A 14,765-nucleotide genomic window follows, 5' to 3' on the forward strand; every position below is an offset into this window, starting at 1 on the left:
GGTATTTTCGCCCACTGAATTTAAAGAAAACAAGCAGTAAAATGGCAATATTAGAGAATATTAGAAAACGGACAACAGTTCTAATTCTAATAATTGGTTTGGCGTTGTTCGCATTCGTAATATCCGGAGTATTCAGCAGTGATAATTTTTCTGGAACAAAAGTAGGTTCCACGGTCGCTGAAGTTAATGGGGAAAATATTCCTATTGATGAGTTTAGAGTTCAGGTAGAAACAGCTTCTCGACGATATGGGCCAACGGTATCATCTACCCAATTGGTGAACATGGTGTACGATCAAGAAGTAAGAAAGACCATTTTGAACCAGCAATTCGAAGATTTGGGAATCGATGTGGAAAGTGATCAAATCGTTGAGTTCGTAAGAACATCCGGCTACGCTCAAATTCCGGATTTCCAAGATGAGAACGGAATCTTTAACGAAGAAGTGTTCAGAAGCGCCATTGCCGATTGGAAAGCGAACGATCCTTTGCGATATGATGCTTGGTTGCAGGACGAGGCCTCCATCATTCAAGCTGCCAAAGAACGTATGTACTTTAATTTGGTTAAAGGAGGAGTTACTGCGACCTTGACCGAAGGAAAACTGGACTACGATATGTCCAACGATAAAGTGGACCTTCAGTACGTTCGTATTCCTTTTACTTCAATACCCGATAGCACTATCAATGTGTCCAAAAGTGATATACAGGCATATATCAACGACCATAAGACCAAGTTTCAGCAGGAAAAGGCACGCGACATCAGATTTGTGTATTTTGAAGAAAAGCCGTCCGCAGAAGATGACAACAATGTAAAAGAAGGTATTACCGCTCTATTGGACGATTCTGTGGAATATTCAGAAGCAAAGGACGCTAACGATACCATTGCCGGATTCCGAAATACAACAGCGATGGCCGCATTTTTGGACCGCTACTCCGACACTAAATTCGATACCATCTACAAAGCCAAGAACGATTTGCCCACGGTTGTGGCCGATACACTTATGGCAATGAATGTTGGTGATATTTATGGTCCGTACAAGGATGGGGATTTTTACAAAATTTCCAAAGTAATGGACAGAAAGGCCAATGGAACCGTTAAGGCAAGCCATATTTTGATTACTTGGGAGGGTGCAGAGCGTGCCAATCCATCGATTACCAGAACTAAAGAAGAGGCCGAAACAGAAGCCAAGAGACTATTGGCAGAAGCCAAAAAAGAAGGTGTCTTGTTCTCAACATTGGCAAGGGATAATTCGGATGGTCCATCGGCCCCACGTGGAGGTGACCTTGGGTATTTCCAAGAAGGTGTAATGGCAGACGAGTTCAACGATTTTTGTTTTGGAAACCCAACGGGAACCATAGGTTTGGTGGAAACACAGTTCGGATACCACGTGATCAAAGTGGACGATAAGCAAGATGTGATCCAGGTAGCAACTTTGGCGAGGGAGATAGAGCCCTCCGAGGAAACCATAAACACCTTGTTTACCGATGCCACCAAATTTGAAATGGCCGTTTTGGATGCAGAACCCGAAAATTTTGGTGATATCGCAAGAGAAAGTTCTTACACTGTTCGACCAGTGAATAAAATCAAGGAAATGGAAGAAAATCTTCCCGGGCTCGGTTCACAACGTAGTATTGTACAATGGGTGTTTAACGAAGATACCAGTGTTGGTGATATCAGACGGTTTAATGTGAACAATGGATATGCTGTGGTGCAATTGACCAAAAAATACAAAAAAGGTCTTATGGCGCCCGAGGATGCTTCTGCTACCGCATTGCCTGCAATCAGAAAAGAGCGCAAGGCACAACAGATCATTTCGGCCAACCAAAGTAAGGCTATGGAAGCCATTGCATCCGACAATAATGTAAGTGTTAGCACGGCCTCTGCGGTGACTTTGTCTTCTCCTACCATTCCAGGAGCCGGTAGAGAGCCTTTGGTTGTAGGAAGTGCCTTTGCCCTGGATGTAAACCAAACATCCAAATTGATCGAAGGCAACTCAGGGGTTTTTATGATCAAAGTGACCAATAAAACCGAAGCTGCAGATGTTGAAAATTACAGTACCTATGCACAAAATTTGCAAAGTAGTGCTGCTGCAAGGGTAAACGGTTCGGTTTACAATGCCTTAAAAGATAAGGCTGAGATAGAAGATAAGAGAGCTACATTCTACTAAGAAATAGCCATACAGAATATAAAAAATGCCTCCCGAACGGGAGGCATTTTTGTTTGTTCAAGATAGTTATTTGCTTTCGGAATCGTTCCATTTCATTTTATAGCAGATATCCGTGATTCTTCCCTGAATATCAACAGTGACCTCAAACCCTTGCTTGGTGCGGAAATAGGCATCGCGTAAGAAGTACCATTTACCATTTTTTTGAAAATATTCTCTATGGTCGGGCTTCCAATCTTCTATGGGATAAATATAATCCAAGAGGGATTGGAATTCGTGCGCGCTTTCTTGATCAAGAATAAAATCTTCACGAATATAGTTGGTAAGTTCAGGCAAGCTCGTATTCGCTTGGACGCGTTCAAAACTTGCTACTTTTTGTCCAGTATCGATCACAATAAATTCATTGATGTTTTTCTTCTTTTCACCATACATGTTTTGGGTCTCCTGAACAATGTGGAAGACTTTGTATTTGAGTATGTTTTCTACTGGGGTGGAGGAAATTTCATTAAATGTTGTTGTGCAGTTTTCGCGCATAAAGCCATTGAGCCTATTCGAAACCGCTGGGTCAATTTGCGAAAAGGTCTGGGAAGCAGTTAGGAATATGGTTCCTAGGAGGAATCGATAACCTATTTTGGTAAAGATTTGGGCCATCTCTTATAAATAGTTTGATGAATAGGTATCAAACATATAAGAAATGCCTTGAAATTAATGGGTCTAATTGATGGATGCCCTGTTTGAGTTGATAAAATAGAGAATTTATATTGTACTGATTTGATTAAAGTTATTAGATGTTATTATGCTAGCATACATAGTTAAACATAAAAAACCAGAGAAGTTAACTTCTCTGGTTTTAATGGAAGTATTAAAAATGTCAATCTATTTTAGGATAAGCTACAGATTTAATTATTAATTGGTGTTGGCACAAAAAGGCCTACCACATCCGGAGCATTTGAGTTGGAAGATGACTCTGTTAAAGGGTATAAAAACCTTTGTGGGATGGTGGTTTGATTGTCATTTTTTATCGTTGTGCCAATCAAATTTTTTGTTCTGTTCACGTCATGGAAAGTTGGCAATCCAATAACGGAACAAAACTTCTCTTTTAGAATCTCGACATGCAACGCATTGGTGTCTGCAAAATCACCAATTACATAGGGGTCATATTGGCTACCAGCATACTTTGTTGTATTGTTGGTTCTTACCAGGTTTAAAGCTACTATGGCAGCATTACTATTTGTATTTGCCAATATTTCTGTTTCAGCAATGATCAATTGTATTTCCTCGAAAGATACAACCGGAAATGATGCTGTTTGGGCAGCAAAACCATCTGTAGTGTTTAAACTTTCACCATCGGCGTAAAAGTTATACCTTACAGTTTCATCCGTTTTGGCATTGCCTTTATAATTAGGATGATTGGCATCCAACAATTCCAACATATAGGAGAAATTGGCTGGATCTCCCTCATTAGCTCCCGGAGCTGCAACTTTCAGATAATCCCCCCTTTGTTCAACTTCAAATTGCCAGAATAAATTCTCACCAAAGTTTGCGGCTGAATGTACAATTGACCAGTCATTATCATTTGAGGTGAAGTTTGCATCCTTTGCAGCTTGATTGGCTAGACCATATTCTCTCAATGCCAAATAATATCTTGCTAAAAGTGCATTGCCAATTTGCCCCCAAGTTGAGTTTGTAGCCATAACGTTATTGGCAGCAGAGGTGTTGCCGGCTTTGCTAATTCCTTCCTGAATCAGGGAAATTGCACCGTTAATGACCGTTTCTTGTCCTTCGTAAATAGGGTCGGTTATTTCTGCGTTGTTCACTTCTGAGAATGGTACATCACCAAATAGCAATGCAGCTTCGGCAAAGTAATATCCTTCTAAAATCAATGCTTGGCCTTCAGCGGACACATTTGTAGCCTCGATGGCTTTGGCTTTGGCAATCTGTGCCTGGGTAATACCTCTTTGGTATAAATCTTCCCAGTGCTCATCAAAATCTGCTTGGGTTACACTATATCCATTTAAGGTTCCGTATTGCCTGTCAACCCCCATAAATTGATCGGTAAATATTGTAGCATATCTAGCCATGTCAGACTCAGCTACAGTTACCAAATTTAAAATGGCATGATTCAAAATCAGTGATAAGCTGGTATCATTGAAGTTATTGGGGTCGTCGTTTAAATCCTCCACTACACTTTCGCAAGAAGTTAGAGTAAGAAGAATAGTTAATATGTAAATAAATTTTGTTTTCATCTTAAAGACCTAGTTTTAAATTGAGAATTATACTTCTGGTCGCAGGGTTAGTAAAATAATCTAAACCTCTACCTTTTGATGCCCCCGTTAGGTTTACTTCAGGGTCTACACCTTCAAAATCAGTAATTAATAATAGGTTTCTGCCCGTAATACCTACTTCTAAACTATTTAAGAATGTTGATTCTAGGAAGGCCCTAGGGACTGAATAGGCAAGGCTTATTTCTCTTAATTTGGTCCATGAGGCGTCCTGAACAAATTGCTCATCCAAGTTTCCAAACCCACCGCCATCGGTTCTATACCATCCTTCTTCGAGGGCTACTGGTCCGCCGCCAAAGTCACCAATTGAGCCCCGGAACGTGGTACCAGCAGGTATTATTCCACCAAACCCTCCAGAATATCTTGGTAGATCTGTTGGCGCAACCGTTTCAACTGCGGTATTTGGGTGTATTCCAAAATAATGTAATACTCCCGAAGTCCCTCCCCACATATCGTTTCCTTGGCTGGTTTCAAATAGGAAAGAAAACTTAAATCCTTTGTGTTCCAAAGACATACCTAGACCACCTCTCCAATCTGGATTAGGGTCTCCAATAACGCCTTGTTCAGCGTCAATAAGGGGAAATCCGTCTTCATCCAATTGGATGGCTCCATTATCATCCCTTAGATAACGACCTCCATAAATTGCGGCAAAGGGTTCTCCCTCTACGACAGCAGAGGACGTTGAGGTAAATCCGTTTAGGATATATCTAGATACATTGGGTAATTTTTCCACTATGTTTTTATAGGTTGTCCAGTTCCCAAATAAATCCAATTTCCAATTTTCATTTCTTAAAATGGAATAGTTGAAATCTACTTCTACACCTTTGTTTGAAATCTCGGCAGCGTTTTCATAGGTCGAGGAGTATCCAGTTGAGGCGGGAAGTTCTAGTTCTAAAATGGCATCGGTAGTCAACCTGTCATAGTATGTTAACCCAAAACTAAATCTATCTTGAAAAAACCTAAAGTCACCACCAACCTCAAACTCATTTATTTTTTCAATTGTTAAGTCGGGATTACCTCTAATTGCGCCTCTTCTTACGGTACCGCCATAATTGGCACCATCTAAGAAATCTCCCCATCCTTCAGCACCGGCAGTTGAGGCAAAGAACACATCTCTAGCTAAATATAATTGTGGTTCTATACCAATTTGGCCATATGAGGCTCTAAGTTTGGCAAAGGATAGAAAGTCAGATTCGATTAAGTTATCAGTCAAATCATATCCTAAAGAGACTGAGGGGAAGAAATTAGTGTCTTCAACAGTTGTTGCTCTTTCCATTCTACCGGTAGTTTCCAAAAGAAGACCTTTGTACCCAAAGTTTAATGAATAGTATGCTCCGTTCTTTCTGTTGAGGCTATTGTATTCTTCCGCAAGAATGTTCTCATTCGTTGCATTGTTCATTAATTGTCTAACCGGGTCTGGATTCAAGAAAATATTAGTGGAGGAACTAAATCTACTATATCTATTGGATTCGAGCATATATCCTACTATCCAATTTAAGTTTGAATTCTCACTTACTTCTATATCGCCATTAAGGAAGATATTTAAGTTTTCAATCTTCTCAGTGTAGTCATCTCTAAAGTATGCACCTTGAGAAAAATCACCTGCTGAGTTTACAGGGAAATATGTATTCCTTTTGTCGAGGTAGAAATCCAATCCGTAACGAGCGGTGATACTTGTGTTGTCTCCTAAATCGTATTTTAATTCTGGACTTAAAGTAAATCTATTTACATCGTTGGGGTTAGATATATTGTTTATGGTCCATCCAGGATTATTGTATATAGCTGAAGCTTCACCGAGATGTCTTGCTCTGTAGGATCTGTGACTATTAGCAACTCCTACAGGGTCGGTTTGGGAAGCAAAATAAGTGCCCTCATAGTCGGTATTGTTAAAATCAGGTGCTGTTCTTAAATAACCTAGGTAAAGTCCGTTGAGGTTAGATCCTGTTTGTATTCTGTTGGAACTGGAATGCGCATAGGAGGTATTTACTCTAACGGAAAACTTATCTGTTAGCTTCCTAAAATGGTTTAGTCTAATGGTATTCCTTTCATAATCGGACTGGCCGTTTATGATTCCTTTTTGATCTAACCTAGCCAAACCAAAATAAGTGTTTGAGTTGGACTCAGCAAAGTTGATGCCGACAGAGTAATTTTGTGTTACACCAGTTCTAAATATTTGGTCTCGGTTAACGTCATTAAAAACCTCTGTACTATTCTTTTGTGTAACGGGGAAGTAGGTATTTCCTGTTTGGTTACCTACAAAATAGGCTCCCGATGTGTCAAAAATGTCATTGCCGCCAGCCCTTTCTGCAATTTTATCTCCCCACGATAGACCAGAAGCGTTCGAACTCCATGATCCACCTGCTCCTTGACCATAAATGCTTTGCTTTTCGTGTTCTCTGTTAATCTCATCAATACTCAGGCTGCTTGTAATGTCTATGGACATCTTACTATATCCTTTTCCTTTTTTGGTATTTATTACAACAACACCATTGGCTGCTCCAGTACCCCAGACTGCGGCCGCTGCAGCGCCTTTTAAAACAGTTACACTTTCAATGTCACTAGCGGGAATATCGTTTAACCTAGATTGTTGTACTACTCCAGCGGTGCCAGCGCCAAATGCGCTGTTGGAAACGGGAACACCATCTACAATAATTAATGGGGAACTATTTCCTAAAATAGTGTTTTGTCCTCGAATTTGGATATAGGCACCTGCACCTGGGTCACCAGAGTTTTGGGTAATGTTAACACCAGATGTTTTTCCAGCAAGCCCTTGCACAATATTTGGTTCTCCAGACCTAGAAATTTTATCAGTTTTAATAATTGTTGAGGATGAAATGTCATCATCTTTTTTCTTTTCAAAACCTAACGCGGTCACAACCACTTCTTCCAGTGCCTGAGCGTCATCTTCCATTTGCACATCAATTGTGGACGATGTCCCAACGGTCTTTTCCACCGTTTTTTGGCCAATGTAGCTGAACCGGATTGTTTGTTCTGTTTCAGCAATAATAGAATAGTTTCCATCAAAATCTGTTTGGGTTCCAGAATTGGTGCCCACAATAAAAACGGACACCCCAGGCAAGGGTAATCCGTCTTGGTCGGTAACCGTACCGCTTACATTTTTTTCTTGAGCCAGCGCTGCTGTAATGGAACAGCATAAAAACACCAACATCATCCAATAATTTCTCATTATCATAAAATTAGTTTTGAGTTAGTTATTGCAATTCGACAAAGCAGGAGGTAAAATATTATTTGTAGGCTAATTCAAATAATTTCCCTTTTGACAATGAGTTTTTGGGGAGTATGGTTTTAGAGCTCCCACTTTGAAGATTGCGATGTAAAAAAAAAGAAAGAAATGTAATGTAATGTAAGTGCTTATTAACCTTTACGCATTTGCCGAAGAAAGTTGACATTAACAATAAATGGTATACTTGCAATGGTTAGGCTGCTTGTTGAGCAAACTCTTTTGGAGTGATATTGGTTTTCTTCTTAAAGGCTTTGTAAAATGAAACCCGATTGTTAAACCCACATTGATATGCGATATCGGAAATGGATTCGGAGGATTTTTTAAAATTGTTGCAGAGCTTGTTTTTGGCCTCCTCAATGCGATACGTATTGATATAGTCGTAAAAACTCATGTTGAAATTTTCATTGATTACCTGGGAGGCATGGTGTCTTGAAATATTCAGCATGGTTGCGATATCGTCCAAGCGTATTTCGTGATTAAGGTAGAGTTTTTGATTTATCATGACACTTTCCAACTTGTTTTTTAATTCCATTGAAAGTGCTTTGGAAAGCCCTGTTTTCTCGTACTTATGTTTTTGTTGGACATGGGCCAATTCAAAGGACTTATCATTTAAACTATTATGGTTCTTAATCAATATGTAAATAATGATTGCATTTACAACAAGAGGGAAAAGTTGTGCATAGGCAGGTAATTGGTAGAAACTATCGTGGTAATTAAACCAATTATAAATGGTTATAAAAACGGTATATAAAAATAGGAGTGAAAATAGAATAAGCAATTTTTTGGTGAAAAGACCTATTTTATTTTTTGTGAACAACGGTGTAATTTCCCAGAATGTCATAGCTATCAATTTTAACTTCTGGTATCAAAATGCAAAAAACAAAACGTTCAGCTTAGTGTTAATTGACGAATGCCCGATTTGAGTTTACGAATGGGGTAAATGAATTCAGGGAATAATTATAAAAAGTGGTTTAAAGGACCATTTTGGAATATGGGATCACAGTGTTGTACCCCTTCGATTTAAAATAGGAAATGGATTTTTCGTCACCAGTAGCCAAGATAAAATCACCGCCCCAGGCGCCTAGACTTTTTATTGTTCCGTAATAATCAGGGAAAAGGCGCTCTTTTACAGGAGTCATCTTCAATATTGCTGAAAGTACGGTTTCGTGCCTATCCATAAACAACTCAAAATCCGACAAGGTTGTTGCTCCGATCATAGCTCGGGTGAGGTCGGTTATCTTTTTAACCAGCTCGGAAGTGTCGAACTGTTGCTCCCTATAATTGGCAATTGCCTTTTTGCTGCTTTGCTTTTGATTTAGATGTACAAAATATAGGGATTCTTTAAAATACGGGTCAAAGGCGATGCTTTCTACCTTGGGTTTATTGTTTTTTAGTTGATACATCAAGGGTGAATTGGTTTGTGCACAGGCAATATCGTAACCACTGCCGCCAAATGCGTTCCATAATAGTTGGTAGGCATCTACCCGCGCCCATTGTGCCAAATTGTTTATGAGGGTAGACGAGGTTCCAAGCCCCCAGTTCCTTGGAAAAGTAAGGTGTGTTTCAATTTTAAAACCCTCACTGTCTGTTAACAACAACGGATTTTGTGCATTGGCCTCCAACAATAGGGTTTTTAACGTATTGGCCATGGATTTGTCCGATGTGGCAACTACATTTAAATTGGTAAGGTCGAGTTGCGCCGAGAACCAAACATTCTTGTTCAAGTCCAAGCTGGTCCAATCCAAAAAACCACTGGTGTTTGGAGTTACCTGCAACGATTGCCCATAACTGGTGGGAATGGCCAGTCCCAATGCTCCATCCAAAATGGCATACTCGCCCGAGAGCAATAACTTTCCATTACTGTAAAACTCCTTTTCCATTACTCAGCTTTAATTTTTTCAAAAGCCTCTTTGACCGCGGCATTGGTTACGGTCCGCTCTTTAAAATAAGCGACCAATTGTAGTTTTTCCGCTTCCGTTGCACCTAATTGGTTCAACATGTTCAATAAGTGCATTTTCATATGTCCCTTTTGAATACCTGTAGTGACCAAGCTGCGAACCGCGGCAAAATTCTGTGCCAATCCTGCTACCGCAACAATTTGCATCAATTTCTTGGCTGTTGGTTTTTGAAGTATTTCCAAGGCAAGCTTCACCAAAGGATGCAAAGAAGTCAAGCCCCCTACTGTGCCAAGGGCCAAGGGTACTTCTATCCAGAACTTAAAAATCCCATCTTCAATTTTGGCATGGGTGAGGCTAGAGTATTGCCCATCTTTTGCAGCATAGGCATGTACGCCTGCTTCCACTGCCCTAAAATCGTTTCCTGTGGCGAGCACCACGGCATCAATCCCGTTCATGACCCCTTTGTTGTGGGTCACGGCCCGGTAAGTCTCCACTTTCGCGATATTTACCGCTTGAACAAATTTTTGCGCAAACTCTTCGGCGTCCATGTCCGAATTGTCCAGTTCTGAAACCGGACAACTTACCTCTGCCCTTACCAAACAATTGGGAACGTAATTGGATAAAATGCCCATTATTACTTCAATGTTTTTTTCGTGGTTCGAAAATTCATCAAAAGAAAGGGCCAATTCCTTGAGTGTTTTGGCAAATTGTTCCAAACAGGAGTTGATGAAGTTTGCACCCATGGCGTCCAAAGTCTCAAATGTACAATGGAGCTGATAGTACCCTTGAATTTTATCGCTTAGGTCACGTAATTCAATATCGTTGATGCCTCCACCGCGCTTTTCCATATTTTGGGTAATGGAAGCAACACTTTTTAAAAGTTCAGGTTTTGCAGCAATAAAAAATTCTTTGAGTCTTTTTTTTTCGCCCTTAAATATAAAATGGACCTGACCTACTTTTTCGGTGCCAATAATCTCTGCTTTAAAACCGCCACGATCCATCCAAAATTTGGCAGCCTTGCTTGCAGCGGCTACGACCGAACTTTCTTCTATGGCCATGGGAATGGCCAGGAACTCTCCATTTATCTTAAAGTTTGGGGCTATGGCAAACGGCAAATAATAATTGGAAATGGTATTCTCTATAAATTCATCGTGCAGTTTTTGTACTCTTGGATCGGTGTTCCAGTACTGCTCCAAGAGTTGTTTGGCAGCTTTTGGGTCCTGAGTGCAATTGGTGGCTATCCAATCAATTTTTTGGGTTTTGGATAGTTTGGAAAATCCTTCAACGGGCGTTTTCATAAAGCAGGGTTAAAGAGTTCAAAGATACGCATATTGACCGTTTGGAGGAGCCGCATCTAAATTTTGGAACCGAAGCGCATCGGCAAAGGTTAAAATTGTTGCAAACGCAACAGCAAAGTTTATTTTTCCGATAAATATTAGTAAACTTGGGAGTTTTTAATCAATTTTTTTCGCTTCATGAACAAAAAATATTTTCTATTCCTATTCCTTTTGGGAGCATTTACATTTTCTACTGCACAAAAGAAAAAAATAACCCTTGAAGAAATTTGGGGCGGGGAATTCAGGACAGAATACATGGATGTTTTACGATCCATGAACAACGGTACTCAATATACCATATTAAACACAACCCGCTCTCCGCGCGCCAGTAGTTTGGATAAGTACGACTACAAGACATTGGAAAAAGTGGAAACCATAGTGGCATCATCCGATGCTGTTCCCTATTTTTCATCATATTCTTTCAGTGACGATGAATCACAAGTGCTTTTGGCCACAGAAGTGGAACCCATTTTTAGGCGTTCCCGGCTCGGAATTTACTATGTGTACGATATTGCCACCAAAAATCTGGTAAAGATTTCCGAGACCAAAATTCAAGAACCTACACTTTCGCCGGACGGTAGTAAAGTGGCCTATGTCCTGGACAATAATTTATATGTGATGGATTTGGCCAATCGGACTACTAAACAGGTTACTTCTGATGGAAGTAAAGGAACCATCATAAATGGGGTGACGGATTGGGTGTACGAAGAAGAATTTGCATTTGTCCGTGCTTTTGAGTGGAACAGCAACGGAACTAAAATCGCATTTTTAAGATTTGATGAAACCGAGGTTCCCCATTTTTCCATGGATGTTTACGGTAAGGACCTGTACCCCTCTCAGCATGAATTTAAATATCCAAAGGCAGGAGAGAAAAACTCTATCGTGTCATTGCACATGTACGATGTGGCTTCTGGGAAAATATCGAACGTTAATTTGAACGATCCATATTATATCCCAAGAATCAAATGGATGAACCACCCAGATCATTTGAGCGTTCAAACATTGAACAGGCATCAAAACGACCTAAAAATGTATGCCGTAAATGCAAAGGATAATTCATTTTCTGTTTTATTGGAGGAAACCGATGATGCCTATGTGGACATTGATGATGACCTTACTTTTTTGGATGATGACAGTTTTATCTGGACAAGCGAAACCGATGGCTATAACCATTTGTACCTGTACGGAAGAAACGGAAAATTGAAAAATCAGATTACGCAAGGTCCTTGGGAAGTAACAAGGTACTATGGTTACGATGAGGATAACGATCGTATTTTTTATCAGTCCGTGGAAAACGGCTCCATCAATAGGGGCGTTTACAGTATATCGACCAATGGGAAGCGCAAAAAAGAATTATCCGTGGAAGAGGGAACAAATTCAGCAGCCTTCAGTAGCGATTATACCTATTATATAAATACATATTCCAGTGCAACAACTCCGTATAGGTTTACCTTGCACAATGCATCCAATGGAAAACTGGTAAAAGCAATCAAGGATAATTCAGCTTTGCTGAACAAATTGGAAGGCTATGAGATTTCACCTAAGGAATTTTCCACCATCAATATAAATGGGAACGATCTTAATATGTACATGATCAAACCGGCAGATTTCGATCCTAATAAAAAATATCCATTGTTCATGTTCCAATACAGTGGCCCAGGTTCGCAGCAAGTAGCCAACCAATGGATGGGCAGCAACGATTATTGGCACCAGCACTTGGCATCTCTAGGATATATTGTGGCTTGTGTAGATGGTAGGGGAACAGGTTTAAAAGGGCGCGATTTTAAAAAGGTGACCCAAAAAGAATTGGGCAAATTCGAAGTTGAAGATCAAATTGCAGCGGCTCAAAAATTGAGCGAGCGATCTTATATTGATGCGAACAGAACCGGTATTTGGGGCTGGAGCTATGGAGGATTTATGTCCACCAATGCCTTACTGAAAGGTAACGACACCTTTGAAATGGCCATTGCTGTGGCGCCAGTAACCTCTTGGCGTTTTTACGATACCATTTATACAGAACGATACATGCAGACTCCCCAGGAAAACCCAACGGGGTATGACGATAACTCTCCTTTTAACTACCCTGAATTGTTGAAAGGCAAGTATTTGTTGGTTCACGGATCTGGAGACGATAACGTACATGTGCAGAACACTATGCGTATGATAGAGGCATTGGTACAGGCCAATAAACAATTCGATTGGGCTATTTACCCAGATAAGAACCATGGTATTTATGGAGGATATACCAGATTGCACCTATATACCAAAATGACCAATTTTGTTAAAGAAAATCTTTAAATAAAACCAATATGTCAGAAGTAGCTAAGCCAGTGAACGAGAAACAAGTTTTTGGGCATCCACAGGGATTGTTCTATCTCTTTTTTGCAGAGTTGTGGGAGCGTTTCAGTTTTTATGGAATGCGCGCCTTGCTTACACTCTACATGGTAGATGTAATTTTCGCCGCCTTAATGGAACGGGATTACGCTACCGCAGCAGTATATTCCTCCTATGGATCATTAGTGTACGCATCCACGGTAATTGGTGGTCGTATTTCCGATAGTATTCTTGGAATGCGCCGATCCATATTTCTTGGAGGCATTTTAATGTCCCTAGGGCATTTTGTACTTGCCATTGAGAACGATGTCGCCTTTTTTATGGCCCTTTCCTTGATTATTGCAGGTAATGGCTTTTTTAAACCGAATATATCAACATTTGTAGGTTCTTTATATAAGGATGGAGACCCTAAGAAAGATTCGGGCTTCACCATTTTTTACATGGGGATCAATATAGGTGGATGGGTGGCGCCATTGCTTTGTGGATATTTGGCGGCCAAATATGGGTGGCACTATGGATTTGGATTGGCAGGAATAGGGATGCTTACCGGATTGATCGTTTTTTGGAGCGGAATCAAAAAAGGTGTTTTTGGCGATAAAGGACTCCCTCCAGAGAATGGAAATATAGAGAAAAAGGTTATGGGCCTAAAACAAGGCATAATGGTTCCAGTTTTGGCTTTTGCCTCGGTTCCCGTAATTGCTTATTTGTTGTCCTCTTACAAAGCATTGGGAGTAGAAGGTTCTTTTTTTGGAGACCAGAATATCGTAAATGTGATATTTAAACTAATTGGGTTCTCCATTTTGGTATACTTGGGCTACATTATGTACAAAGCCACATTGGAAGAGCGTAAAAAGCTATTTGTAGCAGTGCTGATAACCTTCTTTATGACCATCTTTTGGGGTTTTCATGAACTTTCCGGAAGTGTGATCACACTTTTTGCCGCTAGAAATGTGGATTTGGAGGGTATTATGACCGCTTCACAGACCAATTCCTTAAATTCCATGTGGATCATAATTTTGGCCATTCCGATTTCTTTAATGTGGCAATGGTTGTCCAAAAAGAAACTTAACCCAAGAACGCCCTATAAGTTTGGTATGGGACTTTTGTTCGCAGGGGTCAGTTTTTATGTATTGGCCATTAGTGGTGCCAGTGCAAACGACAACGGATTTGTCCCCTTTACCTATTTATTGCTAATGTATTTCTTGATTTCGGTAGGTGAATTGTTCATGTCGCCCGTTGGACTTTCAAAAATTACGGACCTTTCACCAAAAAGGATAGTGGCCTTTATGATGGGGGTTTGGTTCCTGTCGTCTGCATTTGCATTTCAGGTAGTAGGGTTTATCGGTAAACAAATGGCGATAGAAAGCACCGATTCCGATATTAGTGGTTTTAGTACACTAAGTGTTTATACCGATGGATTTATGCTCATAGCCCAATATGCAATTGGAGCGGGAATTCTGGTTATAGTGGCTTCACCATTGATCAAAAAGTTGATGGGCAACGTGCATTAA

The 14,765-nt window shown here is 40.2% G+C and carries 9 protein-coding genes; 3 read left to right on the forward strand and 6 right to left on the reverse strand.

Annotated features, from left to right (window positions below):
• Window positions 1–41 precede the first annotated feature (41 nt).
• Window positions 42–2,162: a peptidylprolyl isomerase gene (locus ACXAFK_RS03825; protein ID WP_474956864.1), complete on the forward strand. Its 2,121-nt coding sequence runs from the start codon at window positions 42–44 to the stop codon at window positions 2,160–2,162.
• A 66-nt stretch (window positions 2,163–2,228) separates the two neighbouring features.
• Here ACXAFK_RS03825 and ACXAFK_RS03830 read toward each other — a convergent pair whose 3' ends face one another.
• The 6 genes from ACXAFK_RS03830 to ACXAFK_RS03855 all read right to left on the reverse strand — a co-directional run bounded on the left by ACXAFK_RS03830 (window position 2,229) and on the right by ACXAFK_RS03855 (window position 10,881).
• On the reverse strand, window positions 2,229–2,810 hold the full coding sequence (locus ACXAFK_RS03830) for a hypothetical protein (protein ID WP_474956865.1): 582 nt from the start codon (window positions 2,808–2,810) through the stop codon (window positions 2,229–2,231).
• 248 nt (window positions 2,811–3,058) lie between these two features.
• Window positions 3,059–4,405, reverse strand: coding sequence for a SusD/RagB family nutrient-binding outer membrane lipoprotein (locus ACXAFK_RS03835; protein WP_474956866.1), 1,347 nt, complete (start codon window positions 4,403–4,405; stop codon window positions 3,059–3,061).
• A gap of 1 nt (window position 4,406) precedes the next feature.
• A complete protein-coding gene (locus tag ACXAFK_RS03840; RefSeq protein ID WP_474956867.1) occupies window positions 4,407–7,634 on the reverse strand; it encodes a SusC/RagA family TonB-linked outer membrane protein in 3,228 nt (1,075 codons plus the stop codon).
• 244 nt (window positions 7,635–7,878) lie between these two features.
• Window positions 7,879–8,526: a helix-turn-helix domain-containing protein gene (locus tag ACXAFK_RS03845; protein WP_474956868.1), complete on the reverse strand. Its 648-nt coding sequence runs from the start codon at window positions 8,524–8,526 to the stop codon at window positions 7,879–7,881.
• 130 nt (window positions 8,527–8,656) lie between these two features.
• The gene (locus ACXAFK_RS03850) at window positions 8,657–9,565 is read right to left on the reverse strand and encodes a GYDIA family GHMP kinase (RefSeq protein ID WP_474956869.1); all 909 of its coding nucleotides are present in this window, start codon (window positions 9,563–9,565) and stop codon (window positions 8,657–8,659) included.
• On the reverse strand, window positions 9,565–10,881 hold the full coding sequence (locus ACXAFK_RS03855; protein ID WP_474956870.1) for a hydroxymethylglutaryl-CoA reductase, degradative: 1,317 nt from the start codon (window positions 10,879–10,881) through the stop codon (window positions 9,565–9,567). Before ACXAFK_RS03855 ends, ACXAFK_RS03850 begins: the two co-directional genes overlap by 1 nt.
• A gap of 177 nt (window positions 10,882–11,058) precedes the next feature.
• Here ACXAFK_RS03855 and ACXAFK_RS03860 point away from each other — a divergent pair, with 177 nt between their 5' ends.
• Together ACXAFK_RS03860 and ACXAFK_RS03865 are read left to right on the forward strand one after the other, a co-directional pair.
• Entirely contained in the window at window positions 11,059–13,218 is a 2,160-nt protein-coding gene (locus tag ACXAFK_RS03860; RefSeq protein WP_474956871.1) for a S9 family peptidase, read from the forward strand.
• 11 nt (window positions 13,219–13,229) lie between these two features.
• Window positions 13,230–14,765 (forward strand): peptide MFS transporter, encoded by a 1,536-nt coding sequence (locus ACXAFK_RS03865; protein WP_293299018.1) that lies wholly within the window; start codon window positions 13,230–13,232, stop codon window positions 14,763–14,765.

The sequence above is a fragment of the Flagellimonas sp. ABD4_174 genome (genome assembly GCF_056160185.1).

Excerpts from the sequence above, each read along its gene's own strand:
- ACXAFK_RS03825 (WP_474956864.1), top strand. The coding sequence starts at position 42 with ATGGCAATATTAGAGAATATTAGAAAACGGACAACAGTTCTAATTCTA.
- ACXAFK_RS03830 (WP_474956865.1), bottom strand. The coding sequence starts at position 2,810 with ATGGCCCAAATCTTTACCAAAATAGGTTATCGATTCCTCCTAGGAACC.
- ACXAFK_RS03835 (WP_474956866.1), bottom strand. The coding sequence starts at position 4,405 with ATGAAAACAAAATTTATTTACATATTAACTATTCTTCTTACTCTAACT.
- ACXAFK_RS03840 (WP_474956867.1), bottom strand. The coding sequence starts at position 7,634 with ATGATAATGAGAAATTATTGGATGATGTTGGTGTTTTTATGCTGTTCC.
- ACXAFK_RS03845 (WP_474956868.1), bottom strand. The coding sequence starts at position 8,526 with ATGACATTCTGGGAAATTACACCGTTGTTCACAAAAAATAAAATAGGT.
- ACXAFK_RS03850 (WP_474956869.1), bottom strand. The coding sequence starts at position 9,565 with ATGGAAAAGGAGTTTTACAGTAATGGAAAGTTATTGCTCTCGGGCGAG.
- ACXAFK_RS03855 (WP_474956870.1), bottom strand. The coding sequence starts at position 10,881 with ATGAAAACGCCCGTTGAAGGATTTTCCAAACTATCCAAAACCCAAAAA.
- ACXAFK_RS03860 (WP_474956871.1), top strand. The coding sequence starts at position 11,059 with ATGAACAAAAAATATTTTCTATTCCTATTCCTTTTGGGAGCATTTACA.
- ACXAFK_RS03865 (WP_293299018.1), top strand. The coding sequence starts at position 13,230 with ATGTCAGAAGTAGCTAAGCCAGTGAACGAGAAACAAGTTTTTGGGCAT.